This window comes from Streptomyces sp. NPDC088706, from assembly GCF_044752765.1.
In the GTDB taxonomy this organism is placed as follows: domain Bacteria; phylum Actinomycetota; class Actinomycetes; order Streptomycetales; family Streptomycetaceae; genus Streptomyces.
This window is the reverse complement of the sequence record NZ_JBIVLW010000011.1, coordinates 1-14,896: the sequence shown is the minus strand read 5'-3', so window position 1 is coordinate 14,896 and position 14,896 is coordinate 1. Positions and strand designations below refer to the sequence as shown.

13 protein-coding genes and 3 pseudogenes are annotated in these 14,896 nt (G+C 73.4%); 6 read left to right on the top strand and 10 right to left on the bottom strand.

Annotated features, from left to right (window positions below; genetic code table 11):
* Positions 1-121: 121 nt before the first annotated feature.
* Together ACIQAK_RS22885 and pssA are read left to right on the top strand one after the other, a co-directional pair.
* Positions 122-769 carry a phosphatidylserine decarboxylase gene (locus ACIQAK_RS22885; protein WP_366391299.1) on the top strand — a complete coding sequence of 216 codons (648 nt, stop codon included), beginning with the start codon at positions 122-124 and terminating at the stop codon, positions 767-769.
* Positions 756-1,616, top strand: coding sequence for a CDP-diacylglycerol--serine O-phosphatidyltransferase (gene pssA, locus ACIQAK_RS22880; RefSeq protein ID WP_366391298.1), 861 nt, complete (start codon positions 756-758; stop codon positions 1,614-1,616). Before ACIQAK_RS22885 ends, pssA begins: the two co-directional genes overlap by 14 nt.
* Positions 1,617-1,729: 113 nt before the next feature.
* On the opposite strand, the pseudogene ACIQAK_RS22875 reads toward pssA, so the two are convergent.
* The 8 genes and pseudogenes from ACIQAK_RS22875 to ACIQAK_RS22840 form a co-directional block, all read right to left on the bottom strand.
* Positions 1,730-2,467 (bottom strand): annotated as a pseudogene (locus tag ACIQAK_RS22875) (PIG-L family deacetylase); the annotation flags it as partial.
* A 30-nt stretch (positions 2,468-2,497) separates the two neighbouring features.
* Entirely contained in the window at positions 2,498-3,118 is a 621-nt protein-coding gene (locus tag ACIQAK_RS22870) for a DUF1796 family putative cysteine peptidase (RefSeq protein WP_366391297.1), read from the bottom strand.
* Between the two features lie 11 nt (positions 3,119-3,129).
* Entirely contained in the window at positions 3,130-4,281 is a 1,152-nt protein-coding gene (locus ACIQAK_RS22865) for a hypothetical protein (protein WP_366391296.1), read from the bottom strand.
* Positions 4,282-4,925: 644 nt separating this feature from the next.
* Positions 4,926-6,176, bottom strand: coding sequence for an ABC transporter substrate-binding protein (locus ACIQAK_RS22860; protein WP_366391295.1), 1,251 nt, complete (start codon positions 6,174-6,176; stop codon positions 4,926-4,928).
* Positions 6,173-7,333: a branched-chain amino acid ABC transporter permease gene (locus tag ACIQAK_RS22855; RefSeq protein ID WP_366391294.1), complete on the bottom strand. Its 1,161-nt coding sequence runs from the start codon at positions 7,331-7,333 to the stop codon at positions 6,173-6,175. The genes ACIQAK_RS22860 and ACIQAK_RS22855 overlap by 4 nt, the downstream gene beginning before the upstream one ends.
* Positions 7,326-8,216, bottom strand: a complete 891-nt coding sequence (locus tag ACIQAK_RS22850) for a branched-chain amino acid ABC transporter permease (protein ID WP_366391293.1) — start codon at positions 8,214-8,216, stop codon at positions 7,326-7,328. Before ACIQAK_RS22850 ends, ACIQAK_RS22855 begins: the two co-directional genes overlap by 8 nt.
* Entirely contained in the window at positions 8,213-9,028 is an 816-nt protein-coding gene (locus tag ACIQAK_RS22845; protein ID WP_366391292.1) for an ABC transporter ATP-binding protein, read from the bottom strand. Before ACIQAK_RS22845 ends, ACIQAK_RS22850 begins: the two co-directional genes overlap by 4 nt.
* Positions 9,016-9,815: pseudogene (locus ACIQAK_RS22840) on the bottom strand (ABC transporter ATP-binding protein). The gene ACIQAK_RS22845 and the pseudogene ACIQAK_RS22840 overlap by 13 nt, the downstream one beginning before the upstream one ends.
* A 330-nt stretch (positions 9,816-10,145) precedes the next feature.
* Here ACIQAK_RS22840 and ACIQAK_RS22835 point away from each other — a divergent pair.
* Positions 10,146-10,865, top strand: coding sequence for a helix-turn-helix domain-containing protein (locus ACIQAK_RS22835; RefSeq protein ID WP_366391291.1), 720 nt, complete (start codon positions 10,146-10,148; stop codon positions 10,863-10,865).
* A 271-nt stretch (positions 10,866-11,136) separates the two neighbouring features.
* Here the strand turns inward: ACIQAK_RS22835 and ACIQAK_RS22830 are convergent, their stop codons facing one another.
* Positions 11,137-12,252, bottom strand: a complete 1,116-nt coding sequence (locus ACIQAK_RS22830; protein WP_366391447.1) for a glycerate kinase — start codon at positions 12,250-12,252, stop codon at positions 11,137-11,139.
* Positions 12,253-12,381: 129 nt separating this feature from the next.
* Between ACIQAK_RS22830 and ACIQAK_RS22825 the strand changes: the two genes are divergently transcribed.
* On the top strand, positions 12,382-12,879 hold the full coding sequence (locus ACIQAK_RS22825; RefSeq protein ID WP_366391290.1) for an NUDIX hydrolase: 498 nt from the start codon (positions 12,382-12,384) through the stop codon (positions 12,877-12,879).
* Between the two features lie 49 nt (positions 12,880-12,928).
* Positions 12,929-13,324 (top strand): annotated as a pseudogene (locus ACIQAK_RS22820) (SIR2 family NAD-dependent protein deacylase); the annotation flags it as partial.
* Positions 13,325-13,371: 47 nt separating this feature from the next.
* Here the strand turns inward: ACIQAK_RS22820 and ACIQAK_RS22815 are convergent.
* The gene (locus tag ACIQAK_RS22815) at positions 13,372-13,776 is read right to left on the bottom strand and encodes a (2Fe-2S) ferredoxin domain-containing protein (protein ID WP_366391289.1); all 405 of its coding nucleotides are present in this window, start codon (positions 13,774-13,776) and stop codon (positions 13,372-13,374) included.
* 367 nt (positions 13,777-14,143) lie between these two features.
* Here ACIQAK_RS22815 and ACIQAK_RS22810 point away from each other — a divergent pair, with 367 nt between their 5' ends.
* Positions 14,144-14,728, top strand: a complete 585-nt coding sequence (locus ACIQAK_RS22810) for a TMEM165/GDT1 family protein (RefSeq protein WP_366391288.1) — start codon at positions 14,144-14,146, stop codon at positions 14,726-14,728.
* Positions 14,729-14,896 lie beyond the last annotated feature (168 nt).

Genomic DNA, 14,896 nt, shown 5'->3' with positions numbered 1-14,896 from the left:
GGTCGTTCGACAGTCCGACTCGGCTGCTGGCTTGCCCAGTTGCGCCCGGCAACCGATAGCATCTTCGGAAAGCCGCCGTCCCCCGTTGCCAGCGCGGCATCATCCGCTACGAAGGTCATCCATGCCCGACAGCCCTACCTCCGCAAACCGCGGCGGGGTCCGCATCGCACGCGGAGCATCGCCGTGGCTCCTCCCGACCGTCGCCACCGCGGCCCTCAGCCTGGCCCGCGCCCGTAAGTCCGGGCGCTGGGCGGCCGTGGCCGTGCCCACCACCGCGCTCGCGGCGGGCATGCTGTGGTTCTTCCGTGACCCCGAGCGTGAGATCGCCGCGGGCCGGGTCATCTCCCCGGCCGACGGTGTGGTGCAGAGCATCATGCCGTGGAAGGACGGGCGCACCCGGGTCGCCATCTTCATGAGCCCGCTCAACGTCCACGTCAACCGTGCGCCGCTGGCGGGTACCGTGACGTCGGTCGAGCACATCCCGGGCGGGTTCGTTCCGGCGTTCAACAAGGAGAGCGAGAACAACGAGCGCGTTGTCTGGCACTTCGACACCGAGCTCGGTGACATCGAGATGGTGCAGATCGCGGGAGCGGTCGCCCGTCGGATCGTGCCGTACCTCCCCCAGGGCACGAAGGTGGAGCAGGGCGAGCGCATCGGCCTGATCCGCTTCGGCTCGCGCGTCGACATCTACCTTCCGGAAGGTATCGATGTCGCGGTCGAGGTCGGCCAAGCCACCACCGCGGGGGTGACTCGAATTGACCGTAGTTGATCCCGATACCCAGGCCGACTGGGTTCCGGAAGCCGGCGAGGCGAGTGACACGGACGCGGAGGACATGCCGCTGTCGATGCGGCTGTCGATAGCGGACACGCTCACCCTCGGTAACGCCACGTGCGGTTTCATGGCGGTGTACTTCACCACCACGGGGATCCTCATCCCGCACCTCACGGGCAGCGACGAGACGGGGATGGCCCGCCACTCGGCGGCCACCGCGGTCATCCTCATGCTGATGGCGGCGATCTTCGACCTCTTCGACGGGCTCGTGGCGCGCAAGCTGCGTTCCTCGCCGATGGGTGCGGAGCTGGACAACCTCTCCGACCTCATCAGCTTCGGGCTCGCCCCGGCCTACTTCGTCCTCGTGTACGGGATGGTCGCGGACGACGCCCACCAGCGGGTATCGGCGCTGGCGGCGATCGTCGTGCTGCTGGCGGTGGTGCTCAGACTGGCCAGATTCTCCTGTGTGACCTTGAAGGACGGCATGTTCCAGGGCATGCCGAGCCCCTTCGGAGCGCTGACGGTCGTCTCGATCGTGCTTCTGGAGCTGCCCTTCGTCCCGACGCTGCTCGCCATCATCGGCGTGGCGTGGCTGATGGTGAGCCGGGTCGAGTACCCCAAGCCGCGCGGCATCCTCGCGGTGGCGATGCTCAGCTGGATCGTGGGCGCGATGGGACTGCTCGCCGCGTGGGCGTTCGACGCGCCGGGCGGTCAGCTCCTGCTCCAGACCGGCTGTGCGCTCCAGGTCGTCCTCGGTGCGGTGATCCCGCTCTTCGCCACGGCGCGACGGGTCAACACCTTCCGTGACAACCGGCGCGAGGCGCGGGCGGCACAGCTCCCGTAGCGGTGCGAACGTAGCGGTACGGACACCGAACAGGGCGAAGGCCCGGATGCTTCCCGGCATCCGGGCCTTCGTGCGTTCCGGGGCACCCGCGTCAGTCGCGGGCGGGGGGCTCCAGGCTCCAGGCTCCAGATCAGCTCGGCGCGCAGGGGGCCGGAGCGGGCCAGGAAGGACCCGTGGTCGGGGGCGAGGGCGGCCAGCTGGGAGGCGTGGCTGAGGATCGCCGCGCGCTTGGCCGCCCGCTGCTCGTCGGAGAGCACCAGCTCGTGCGCGACGGTGACCCGGTGGCGGCGGGTGAACTCCTGGTAGGCGGTCCCCCACTTCTGGCCGGCGGCCGGCGCCCCGGACGCCTCGGGCGTGCCCCACTCCGGCAGGTGTCCGGTGTAGGGCAGGTCGGCGTAGACCCAGGGGGCGGGGGCGCCGGCCGCGGCGAGGGCGCGTTCGGCACGCAGCCGTACGGCCTCGTGGTCGGGCTGGTTGGTGCCGAGCGGGATCAGGACCTGTGTGGTGGGGGCGAGGGTACGCAGGAGGGCGTCGAGCGCGTCCGGTCCGTCGCCCTCGGTGACGTAGGGGCCGTCGGGGTGGTCGATCAGGACCTGCTCGGCGCCCAGCAGCGCGCAGGCGCGGGCGTCCTCGGCGCCGCGGACCCGGTGGGCCTCGGCCGCGGTGGTGAAGCCGCAGACGCTGTCCCACCAGGAGACGGGGGAGCCGGGCGGCGGGGGCCCGCCGTGGACGGTGACGACGGCGAGGGGGCCGGGCAGGGTGGGCAGGAGCCCGGCGAGGGAGAGCGCGGCGTCGTCGAAGTGCGGGGAGATGACGACGGTGCGCCAGAGGGGCGGTACGGGGGCGGGCACGGTTCCTCCGGAGGCGGCTGGGGCGAGGGGTCAGGGCGCGGGGGCCCGGGGGATGTCCAGCGGGGCGAGGGCGGTGTCCCAGGCCGCGTCGCTGCCTTCCCAGCGGCGGGGCTGGGCGGCGACCGTGGACCAGGCGATGCCGGGCGGGAGTGCGGCGGCGTCCTCCGGGGCCGTACGGCGCAGCCAGAGGAGCTCGAAGTCGTGGTGGGGGTAGCGGGAGCGCAGGAGTCCGTGCAGGGCCGCCAGGTCGTCGGCTCCGCTCTCGTCGAACGCGTCGTGGTGCACGTACAGGACGCGTGAGCGGGAGGCCGCCAGGGCCCGCCAGCGGTCGGCGAGGTACCCGAACTTCTGCCGGACCGCCGGATGCTGCGCGGCGATGAGAGCCAGGGTCAGCGCGGTGCCCGCCGGGGCGTGGAAGTCGTGGAAGAAGCGGATGTCCGAGCCCCGGTCCCGGACGCAGGCGCCGTTGCTGAAGGGTTCGCACAGACCGGGGCGCAGGACGTTGGCGAAGTCGGCCGCGATGATCTCCCGTACGGCGCTGAGGTCGAGGTCGAGCCAGTCGAAGAACTGGGCCCACTCCGCGCCGGTGACGCGGCGGAGCTGGTAGGTCGACTCGCAGTGGTAGCCGAGTCCGACGCAGACGTCGTACATGGCGGACGCCGTCAGACGCCGGTGCGGCGCAGCAGGACGCCTACGCTGCCGCGTTTGCTGAGGTAGGCACGGCCGCCGCAGACGCTCTCCAGCGCCGGGGCGACGAGCGGGGTCTCGTCCGCCTTCTCCCAGTGCGGTGCGCTCTCCAGCCAGGGGGTCAGCCGGGCGGCGAGCGTCTCGGGTTCGAGGGCGACGAAGACCAGGTCGGCCGGGAGCCGGTCCAGCAGGGCGAGGTCCTGGCCGTAGTAGAGCATCTCGATCAGGAGGTAGGCCGCTCCGGGCAGCTCCGGCCGGGCGGCCAGCTCCTCCAGGGGCTGGGGGTGGACCCGGGCGGTGTCGCCGACGCGGTCGGTCAGGCGCCGGCGGAAGGCGGGGTTGGGCTCGGTGGCATGGACGGTGAAGCCCTTCTCCGCGAGCCGGGCGGTGAGCGCCCCTTCGCAGGCGCCGACCTCGACGAGGGGACCGCTGCCGGGCGGACAGTGCCCGGCGATCCACGCGACGGTGGTGTCCAGCCGCTCGGCCTCGTACGCGGAGGTGGCGAACTCCCACGGGTCGGGTACCGAGGCCGCGTCCTCGTCGAGGCTGGCGAGGAGCGCGAACAGCCGCTCGCGCTCCACGGGCCCGGCGGAGAAGAACCGCTCGGTGGCGTGGACCCGGCCGGTCCGAACGACGTACTCGGCGGAGTCGGTGCGCAGCAGGTGGCCGCAGTGCCGGTTGACGAAGGCGAGCTTGGCCCCGACCTCGGCGCGGTCCAGCGGCCGGTCGAGATCGCTGATGAACTGGAGGTACGGGGAGTGCCCGACGGCGTGCAGGACGGGCGGCCCGCCGCCCGGAGCAACGGCGGCAGCGGCAGCGGCGTCCCGGCCGAGGCGGCCCCGGCTGCGGCGGGTGTCGGCGGGCGAGTGGGTCCAGAGCCGGGCCGGGGCGCCCTGGGCCGCCGCTTCGATCAGGGCGGCCAGTGCCTGGGGTCCCGGCGATGCGGCGCTCTCGTGGACGGGTCGGATGTGCCCGGCGAGGGCGGCGAGGCGCTCGGCGACCGGCAGGCCCGCCGGGAGCACCAGGTGTTCGGCGGTGTCGCCGATCAGGACATGGACCTCGCGGCCCTCGTCCCGCTGACCGGCCGGCCCGGGGGCGGTGAGCGCGGACCCGGTGGTCGTGAGCACGGACCCGGGCACCGTGAGCCGGGGCCCGGGGGCCGTCAGCCGGGACCCTGGGGCCGGGAGCCGGGACCCTGGGGCCGGGAGCCGGGACCCTGGGGCCGTGAGCCGGGGCCCGGGGGCCGTGAGCCGGGGCCCGGGGGCCGTGAGCCGGGGCCCGGGGGCCGTGAGCCGGGGCCCGGGGGCCGTGAGCCCGGGTTCGGGGGCGGTGAGCACGGAGAGGAAGTCCAGGACGGCGTCCTCGGCCCTGAGCACTGCCACGATGTCGATCACGGGATGGATCCCCTCAGCACGGACGCGGGCGGAACTGTACGAGGACGAGGGCGGGAGCGCAGGAGGAATCGGGACGGCCCACAGCTCGGGGGCCCTCGTCCGGAGTCGAGCTAACCACCGCCACCCGAGGTGGTCCAGACCAATTTTCCGCCGAACACGGAGCCGTACACGGTGGTCACGAGGCGTCCGGGCCCCCGATACCGCCCCCGCCGTACGGAGGCGCCGTCCGCACACCCTGGCCTGATTCCAGCCACCGGAGCCTGCCGTCGGCGCCCCCCACCACGGCCCGCTCGTCCGCACCGGAGCCGAACCCCTCCGAACACGGGGGTGGGCCCGGCCGCATCGGCCGAACCCACCTTGTGCGCAGCGTGACCCCGTCACCTCACCGTGAAGGACTCGGCCGCCGGGGAGACCGACGCCGGGCTGATGACCTTCAGTCCGCCGGGGGCGTTGGCGTCCGGCTTCATGATGACGCTCTCCCGGGTGGACGGCGCCGTGGGGTCGGAGAAGTCGTGCGTGACTCCGAAGTCGTTTCCGTACCCCTCGATCGTGAGCAGCGCCTTGTCGACGCCCTCGCGCGTGAGGTCCTTGTCGTCGCACGCCTTGGCCAGCGCCTCGCCGAAGATGGAGGCCGCCGTCCAGCCGGCGACGACGCCGTTGTCGAGGACATCGTCCGGGTACTGCGCCGCGTACTCCTTCGCCAGCTTGGCGGGCCCGTCGCCGGGGTCGCCGATGGGCAGGGTGGAGGAGGCGATGTAGTAGTCCTTCAGCAGGGCCGGGCCCGCCTGGGTCTTCAACAGCTGGGGTGCGTAGGCGGAGTTGTTGCCGACGACGGGGACGTCGAATCCGGTGGCCGCCGCGACGCCGACGAGCGAGGCCGCCTGCCGCGGGCCCGCGCTGACGACGACGGCCTTCACCCCGGCCTGCTTGAGCGCGGCGACCTGGGCGGTCATGTCGTTGTCGGTCGGCTTGATCTTCTGCTCGACGACGGTGAGTCCGGCTTCCTTCGCCGCGTACGTGGAGCCGGTGAGCGCGTTCTCGCCGTAGTCGCCCTCGAAGTACACATGGCCGATCTTGTCACCCTCGGCGATCCGCTTCTCCTTGAGCAGGTGGTCGATCAAGTTGATGGTCTCGACGTCGTACGTGGCGCCGACGACGCGGATGTACGGGGAGCCGAGCAGGTTCGCCGACCAGGCCTGCGGCAGCACGAGACCCTTGTCCTGGCCGTCGATGCGCTGCTCGACGGCGGCGACGAACGGGGAGCCGATGAACTGGGTGAAGCCCAGCACCTTCGGTGCCAGCTCGGTGTAGCCCGCGATGGCCTTCTGCGGGTCGTAGCCGTGGTCCCGTACGGTCAGCTCGACCTTGCGGTCGCAGATGCCGCCCTTGGCGTTGGTCTGCTTCGCCCACAGCTGTTGGGCCTGGGTGACGCTCTTGCCGAGCGAGGCGTACACGCCGGTCATGTCGGTGAGGACACCGAGCGAGATCGTCGAGGAGGAGACCCCGGGGCCGGTCTTGATCCCGGCCTTGTCCTGCTCGTCGCCCTTCCCCTCGGTCGCCTTGCCACTGCACCCGACGAGGGTGACGGTGAGGGCCGCGACCACGGCCGTGAGCACTCTGAGCTTCATTTCTTCTCCCCTGTTTTCTTCGGACGCGGGACGCGCGGGAGTGCGATGCCGAGGCGGGCGAGACCGCCGGGCAGGAAAAGGACCGCCGCGACCACCGCGGCGCCGTACAGATAGCGGGACGCCTCACCCGGTGCCAGACCGCCCGTGCCGGGGGCGGAGACCAGCGGGAGGGAGTCGCTGTAGTGCGTCAGCACCTGCGGGAGCAGGGAGACGAAGAAGGCGCCGGCGACGGCCCCCGCGACGCTGCCGAGCCCGCCGATGACGATCATGGCGAGGTATTCGAGGGACAGGATCATGCCGAAGTACTCGGGCACGGTCCGCTGGAAGACCAGGGCGAGCAGGATGCCCGCGAGACCCGCGTACATGGAGGACAGGACGAAGACGCCGGCCCGGTAGCGCGCCACCGGTACACCCATCACGCCCGCCGCGATCCGGTGGTCGCGGATGGCGTTCATCGCCCGGCCCGGCCTGCCCCGCAGCACGCCGCGGGCGAACAGGGCGCTGAGCAGCAGGGCGGCCAGGCCCAGGTACCAGAGCTTCTCCGAGGAACCGAACGGGACGGCGGCGACGACGAGTTCACTGTCGTCGAAGGTGAACCCGAGGAGGGAGAGCGGCGGTACGGCCCGGCCGTTGTAACCACCGGTCAGGGAGCCCGCGTTGAACAGCACGTGCTGCCCGATGAAGATCAGCGCGAGGGTCGCTATACCGAGGTACGCACCGCGCAGCCGTCCGGCGATCGGGCTGAACACCCCTCCGGCGGCACCCGCGAGCAGGACGGCGAGGATCGCGGCCAGCCAGGTGGGCAGGCCCAGGCCGGTCAGGGCATGGCCGTTCTCGGTGCTGCTCTCCCCCGCCAGGATGCAGTAGCCGTACGCGCCCACGGCGAGGAAGAACGCGTGTCCCATGGAGAGTTGGCCCGTGGCGCCGGTGAGCATGTTGAGCCCGATGGCGCCGATCGCCGCCGCCATCGCGAACAGTCCGGCCTGGAGCCAGAAGCGGTCCAGGTAGAACGGGAGCGCCAGGAGCAGGAGGGAGCCGACGAGGACGGCGTACGTACGCGGTCGGCGCAGCCGGTCGGTGACACGCGCCGCGCCCACGGGTGCGGGGGCAGGTGCGGCCGGGGCGTGGGGGGCGGCTTCGGCGGTGGTGTCAGACACGGGCGAGCTCCTTCGTGCCGAAGAGTCCCGCGGGCCGGATCAGCAGGACCGCGACCATCACCAGGTAGGGCGCCAGATCGCCGATGCCCCGGCCGAGGAAGGAGAGGTCGCTCTGGTAGCCGGTGGCGAGCGACTCGGTGACGCCGACGATGAGCCCGCCGGCGAGCGCCCCGGTCGTGGAGTCGAGTCCGCCGAGGATCGCGGCGGGGAACGCCTTGAGCGCGGCGAGCGAGGTGGCGCGCTCCAGGCCGGGGGTCGGGAACACGGTGAGGAAGAGGGCGGCGACGGCGGCGAGCGCACCGGCGACGGCCCAGGCGGCGAGCGAGACGCGGCCGAGCTTGATGCCCATGAGGGCGGCGGTCTGCGGGTTCTCGGCGGCGGCCCGCATCGAGACACCCCACGAGGTGTGGCGGAAGGCCAGCAGGAAGACGGTGATGAGGAGCCCGGCGGCGAGGAACGCGGCGATCCTGGTCTGGGCGAGGGTGACGCCGCCGATGTGGACGACCTCGTTGCCCCACGGGTCGCCGAGCGCGAGGACGTCCGTGCCCATGCGGCGGGTGAGTTCGGTGATGAGGAGGATGTCGACGCCGATGGTGACGATGGCCAGGACGCTGTGGTCGCTGCCCCGGTAGCGGCGCATCACGAAGAACTCGATGGCCGCCCCGACGGTCGCGGCCCCGGCGATCCCGACGAGCAGCGCGGGCCAGAACCCGATGTCGTCGTGGAGGACGGCGGTGACGTAGCCGCCCGCCAGCAGCAGCGAGGCGTGGGCGAAGTTGACGACCTCGGTGGCCTTGAAGATGACGACGAAGCCGAGGGCGATCAGTGCGTAGACCGAACCGATCGACAGGCCGCCGAGGAGAAGTTCGATGAACGTGGTCATTGAGGTGCTCCCAAGTAGGCCTGGACGACGGCCGGGTCGTTCTGGACCTCGGCGGGGGTGCCGCCCGCGATCCTGCGTCCGAAGTCGAGTACGGTCACCGCGTCCGCGAGCCGCATCACCACCCCCATGTCGTGTTCGACCAGCACGATGGAGATGCCGAGGCTGTCGCGTACGTTGGCCACGACGGCCGCGGTACGGCGGCGTTCGTCGGCGGTCATCCCGGCGATCGGCTCGTCCAGGAGCAGGACCCGCGGCTCCATGCACAGGGCGCGGCCGAGCTCGACGAGCTTCTGCTGTCCGTAGGGGAGCGAGCCCGCCGGGCGGTCCAACGCCGCCTCCAGGCCGATGAATTCGGCGATCTCGCGGACCCGGTCCAGGTGGCGCCGCTCCTCGCTGGCTGCGGAGGGCAGCCGCAGGCCGGCGGCGATGAACCCGGAGCGGGTGAGCCGGTGACGGCCGAGCAGCAGGCTGTCGGCGACCGTCGCGTGCGGCGGGAGCGCGATGTTCTGGAAGGTGCGGGCGATGCCGAGGGCGGCGACGGCGTGCGGCGGGAGTCCGGTCAGCTCGGTGGTGCCGAGGTGGACGGTGCCCGCGGAGGCGCGGTAGACGCCGGAGAGGACGTTGAAGCAGGTGGACTTGCCCGCGCCGTTGGGGCCGATGACCGCGTGCACGCTACCGGGTTCGACGGTGAAGGAGACGGCGTCGAGGGCGGTGAGCCCGGCGAAGCGTACGGTCACGTCGGAGACGGTGAGGGCGGCCGGCCCGGTGGTGGCGCCGGTGGCGGTGGCCGGTGCGGTCTTCACCCGGACCACCTGCTCAGGGTGCGCCGGTTGCGGGAGCCCGCGTCCGCATCGGCGGCGGCCTCCTCGTCGACGACGCCGAGATAGCGCCGGCGCACCTCGTCGGAGGCGGCCAGTTCGGCGGCCGGCCCGTGCAGGGCGACCTCGCCGACGTCCAGGACGTACGCCGTCGAGGCGAGGCGCAGCGCGATCGCCGCGTTCTGCTCGACGAGCATGACGGAGGTACCGCTCGCGTTGATCTCCCGCACGGTCTCCGCGATCCTGGCCGCCATCAGCGGGGCGAGGCCGAGCGAGGGCTCGTCCAGCAGGAGCAGCCGGGGTCCCGCCATCAAGGCGCGGCCCATGGCCAGCATCTGCTGCTCGCCGCCGGAGAGCAGGCCGGCCCGCTGGTGTGCCCGGTCGGAGAGGACCGGGAACAGTTCGTGGACGCGGGCCAGTGCGGCGTTCGTCTGCTTGCGCCCGCCGCGCGCCCCGAGTGCGCCCGCGCGCAGGTTGTCCGCCACCGTCATCCGGGCGAAGACCTGCCGGCCCTCCGGTACCTGGACCACTCCTGCGGCCACCACCTGGGCGGGCCGCAGCCCCTCCAGGGGACGGCCGTCGAACCGGATGGTGCCGGTGCCCGCACCGCGCGGTGGAAGCCGAGGGTCCGCGATACGGCCCGCAGCAGCGTGGTCTTGCCCGCGCCGTTGCCGCCCAGTACGGCGGTGATCGCGCCGTCCGGCACGTCGACGGAGATGTCGCGCAGGGCCCGGACCGGGCCGTAGCCGACGGACAGAGCGCGGATCTCTAGCGTTGCCATGCGTCCTCCTCCTTCCGCCTTCTCGTGTCGTGCTCGTGGGTGGTGCTGATGCGTGGTGCTCGTCTGTGGTGGTGGTGTGGCGTCGTGTGGTGCCACAGACCAGCACCGGCCGGAGCGCGCGTCCACGGCGCGGGGCGGACTCGATGCGCACGACCAGCGATCGAGGGGCCGCGTTGTGCACGCGCACAGAGGCGCCGACGGACGGGCTCCCGGCCGCGCCGCCGGTGGCATCCTCGTCGGTCATCGGGGAGACCGGTCCCGGTGCGGCCCCCGGCGGCAGGTGACGGGCGCCGGACGAGCCGGTCGCCGGTCCGGCGGACGGAGGCGGGGATGCGGCGGGAGACGGGGCCCGGGGCGCGGGCGCGGGCCGATCCGCGGGCCGGGGCGCTGCTCCGGCCGCTGCTGGCGGGTTCCGCCCAGCCGCATCAGGTGCGGCGTGCGGCGCGGGAGCTCGGGCTGCCCGAGCGGGGGCGGTACGCGGTGGTGGTGCTGGGCGCGCCCGTCGCCGTCCCGGAAGGGGGCGAGGCCCGGTGGTGCTGGTGCGGGGAGGCCGGGGTCGTTCTGCTGGGCCCGGGAGGTCTCGCCCGGCCGGTCGCGCGGCTCGTGGAGGCCGGCGCGGGGCCGGGGGGCGTCAGCCCGGTGGTGGGCGGCCTGGCGGAGCTGGGGTCCGCCCGTCGGCTCGCGGGGGCGGCGCTGCTGACCTGCGAGCCGGGGACGGGCGAGATCGTGCCGCTGGACGAGCGGCTGTCGGCGGCCCTGGTGGCGAGCCGGCCGGAGCTGTCGGCGCGGCTGCTCGCCGAGGTGTTCGGCCCGCTGCTCGTGCTGGCTCCGGCGGAACGGGCGCTGCTGGTGGGGACGTTGGAGGCATGGCTGGAGTGCGTCGGCTCGGTGGGGCGGGCCGCGGCGCGGCTGCGGTGCCACCGGAACACGGTGTTCAACCGGTTGCGTCGGCTGGAACGGCTGACCTCACGGTCGCTGACCCACCCGCGCGAGCTGGTCGAGACGGTGCTGGCGCTGGACGCGCTGCGGCTGTCGGCGGCGCTGGGGTGAGCGGCGGGACCTCCCGCGGAGCGTCGGTCCGCGGCGCGGTACGACGGGGCCGGACGCGAAGGGGCCAGGCGCGAAGGGGCCAGACAGGAAGGGGCCAGGCGGGAAACGCTGGATGTGCAGGCGCCGGGAGTGAAGAGGCCGGACGCCAAGGACCAGACGCGAAGGACCAGGCGTGCAGGGCCGGACAGGAAGGGCCGGACAGGGAGGGCCGGACAGGGAGGGCCGGACAGGGAGGGCCGGGCGTACGTTTCGTACGTCCGGCCCCTTCCCGTCAGCTCAGGAAGTCCCGGGCGATCGACTCCGCCGCCCGCTCCAGCAGCGGTCCGGCCTGGGCCATCGAGAGCGCCGGGTCCGGTTCCAGCTCGGCCAGGGCGTAGGCGCGCGCGATGCCCGCCCCGCTCAGGGCCTCCGGGGACAGGGCCAGCCGGCCGCAGACCGCGACCACCTCGATCCCGGCCTGCCGGGCGGCGGCGGCGACCCCGGCCGGGGCCTTGCCGTGCAGGGTCTGCTCGTCCAGCGAGCCCTCGCCGGTGATGACCAGCGTGGCGCGGGCGAGGGCGGGGGCGAAGCCGAGCACGTCGAGCATGACCTCGATGCCGGGCCGGAAGCGGGCGCCGAGGGCCACGAGCGCCCCGTAGCCGATGCCTCCGGCCGCACCCGCGCCCGGCAGGGCCGCCGTCCGGGACCCCAAGATGGAGGCGTAGTGCGTCAGGGCCGCGTCGAGGACCGCGATGTCCTCCTCGCTCGCGCCCTTCTGCCGCCCGTACACCTCGGGTGCGCCCTTGGGCCCGGTCAGCGGGTTGTCGACGTCGCTGGCCAGGACCAGGTCGACGTCGGCGAAGCGCGGGTCGAGCCCGGACAGGTCGGCCTCGGCCAGTTCGGCGAGCCCCCCGCCACCGGGGCCGACGGGCTTGCCGTCCGCGTCCAGGAAGCGGGCCCCGAGCGCGGCGAGCATGCCCGCGCCGCCGTCCGTGGTGGCGCTGCCGCCGACCCCGAACACGATCGTCGTCGCCCCGGCGTCCAGGGCGGCCGCCAACAGCTCGCCGGAGCCGTACGTGGTGGCCGTGAGCGGGGCGAACACCCCCTCGGGCAGGTGCTGGAGGCCCGAGGCCTCGGCCATCTCCACCACGGCGGTGGAGTCGCGCAGCGCGTACGCCGCCGTCACCGGGTCCCCGAGGGGCCCGGTCACCCGCGCCGCACGGCGCTCGAACCCGGCGGCCACCGCCGCCGCGACCGTGCCGTCGCCGCCGTCCGCGACGGGCAGGGTCTCCACCCGTACGCCGGGGACGACGCGCCGCAGCCCGGCCGTCACCCGCTCCGCGACCTGTACGGCCGTGAGCGAGCCCTTGAACTTGTCCGCCGCGACGAGCACGCGGGCGGTCTCCACATCTGCTCCGTCCGTCACCTTGCATCCCTTGCTTTCGAACAGGCAGTCGCGCCGCCCCGACCCTATCCGTACGACCCCTGATCTGCCCATGGCCGTCCGGCCCCCCCCTCCCCCACTACGCTGTCGGCCGTGACTACTACGGATGCCGACTACGCCACGTACATCGCCGGGCTCCCCCGGGTCCTCGCCGGAGCCGCGTGCCTCTTCCGGGACGCTGCGGGACGGGTCCTGCTCGTCGAGCCGAACTACCGCGAGGGCTGGGCGCTGCCCGGCGGAACGGTGGAGTCCCAGACGGGTGAAGGCCCCCGGCAGGGCGCCCGGCGCGAGACGTCGGAGGAGGTCGGGCTCGACCTGGCGCCGGGCCGGCTGCTCGCCGTCGACTGGACGCGGAGCAGCCGTCGGCCGCCGATCGTGGCGTACATATACGACGGCGGAGTGCTCACCCCGGAGCAGCTCGCGGCGATCCGCCTCCAGGAGGAGGAGCTGCTCTCCTGGAAGCTGGTCGCCCCGGCCGAACTCGGCCGTTATCTGCTGGGACAGTTGGAGGGACGGGTGCGGGCCGCCCTCGACGTGCTGGAGTCCGGTGCCGGCACGGTGGAGCTGGAGGACGGCAAGCCGGTCACGTAGGCGATGTCAGCCCTGCTGGGCCTCGGGTCCGGTCTCCACGTCCCGCCCCGGCTCCTCGCGCGAGGTGGTCTGTACGCGCTGCCACGCCCGCTCGTCGATGGCCGACGCCCTGGAGCGGATCGAGGCGGGCGAGGCGGACCCGGCGTGCACGGTCTGCGGCGGGATCCTGAAGTCGGCGACGGTGATGTTCGGCGAACGGCTGGACCCGCGGGTGCTGGCCGACGCGATGGCGATCGCCAAGGCGTGCGAGGTCTTCGTGGCGGTCGGCTCGACGCTCCAGGTGCAGCCCGCCGCCTCGCTCGCGGGAATCGCGGCCGAACACGGGGCGCGGCTGATCGTGGTGAACGCGGAGCCGACCCCGTACGACGCACTGGCCGACGAGGTCGTCCGGGAGCCGATCGGTACGGCGCTGCCGAAGCTGCTGACGGGTCTGGCGGCGGGCTGAAACCGGGCGGGGCCGGTCGGCCGGGGCACGGCCGCCCGGCGCGGCCCTCAGTCGTCGAGGCCCGCCCGGACCCGGCGTGAGGGCTGGAAGACGTACAGGTCCAGGATGTCCGGGGCGTCCGCGAGCCCCGGACCGCCGGCCGACGCCCAGGTGATGACGTCCTGCTCCGCGTGCTCGTCGTTGACCAGGCCCAGCCAGACCGGGCGGCCCCCGGCGCGACGGCCCTCAGGCGACGGCTGGAGGACGATCACGTTGCCCTGCTCACAGGCGTCCAGGCACTCGACGGCCCGTACGGTGGCGGCGCCTTCCAGACCGGCGCGCAGCCGGGCCAGCTGCGCGGCGTGGTCGACGCCCGGGATCTTCTCGGTGCCGCAGCAGCAGCCCCGGCAGACGCTCACGGTGGGCCGGGCAGCGCCCTGGGCGGGCACGTCCTTGCGGGGGCGGCGGCTCATGCGGGCACTTCCGGTCGGCAGGGGGGAGCGGGACGGTCAACGCTGGTCCGGGTGATCACCGCGACTCTACCGAGGCTTCCCCGCTTCGAACACAGGCGCCCCCGCCAGATGCGGTGGGGTAGTGTTGAGGGCTGCGAAGGGGAGTAGCCCCGCAAACCGGTCGTCGACACACTGGAACCCTCGGGTTCCCGGTGGCCGGGCCCGTGAGTCCCGCGAGGGTCCCCACGGGCGGGCGAGACCTTCGGTCCTGTATGACACGCCCACGCCCTGTGGGCGGCACCGTCATGCCGGGCCGAGTGGTCCTCCGAAAAGCCGAGCGGCGCTTCGCGAAGATCCGGGGCCCGGCTCGCACAGAAAGCCACCTGGAATGCACCTCGACCTCCTGGCGATCATCACCGCCTTCGGGCTGATCTTCCTCGCGGAGCTCCCCGACAAGACGATGTTCGCGTCGCTGGCCATGGGTACGCGGATGCGCCCGCTCTACGTGTGGTTCGGCACGTCGTCCGCGTTCATCGTGCATGTCGCCATCGCCGTGGGCGCGGGCAGTCTGATCGGGCTGCTGCCGGACTGGACCGTCAAGCTCGTCTCCGCCTCGCTCTTCGCCTTCGGCGCGTTCATCCTGCTGCGCGGCAGCGGTGGCGACGACGATGACGAGGCCGAGGTGAAGACCGTGACCGGTTTCTGGCCGGTCTACTCGACCGCGTTCATGGCGGTCTTCATCAGCGAGTGGGGCGACCTGACCCAGATCACGACCGCCAACCTCGCGGCGAGCAACGGCACCTGGTCGACCGCGATCGGCGCGGCCGCCGCCCTGATGTCCGTCTCGGCCCTCGCGCTGCTCGCGGGGAAGTTCATCGCCAAGCGCGTGCCGCTGAAGACCGTGCAGCGCATCGGCGGGATCTGCATGCTGGGGCTCGCCGTCTGGACGGGCGTGGAGATCTTCACCGGCTGAGGGGGCGGGGAAAGGGGGGCGGGGGGGGGGGGGGGGGGGGGGGGGGGGGGGGGGGGGGGCGGGGGGGGGGGGGGGGGGCAGGGAGGCGCAGGCGCTGGGGGAGGTGGGCCCGTGGCGGTCGGGCCGGGGGAGCGGCGTAGGGTCGGCCCGTGTCGCACCCTGGGCCCC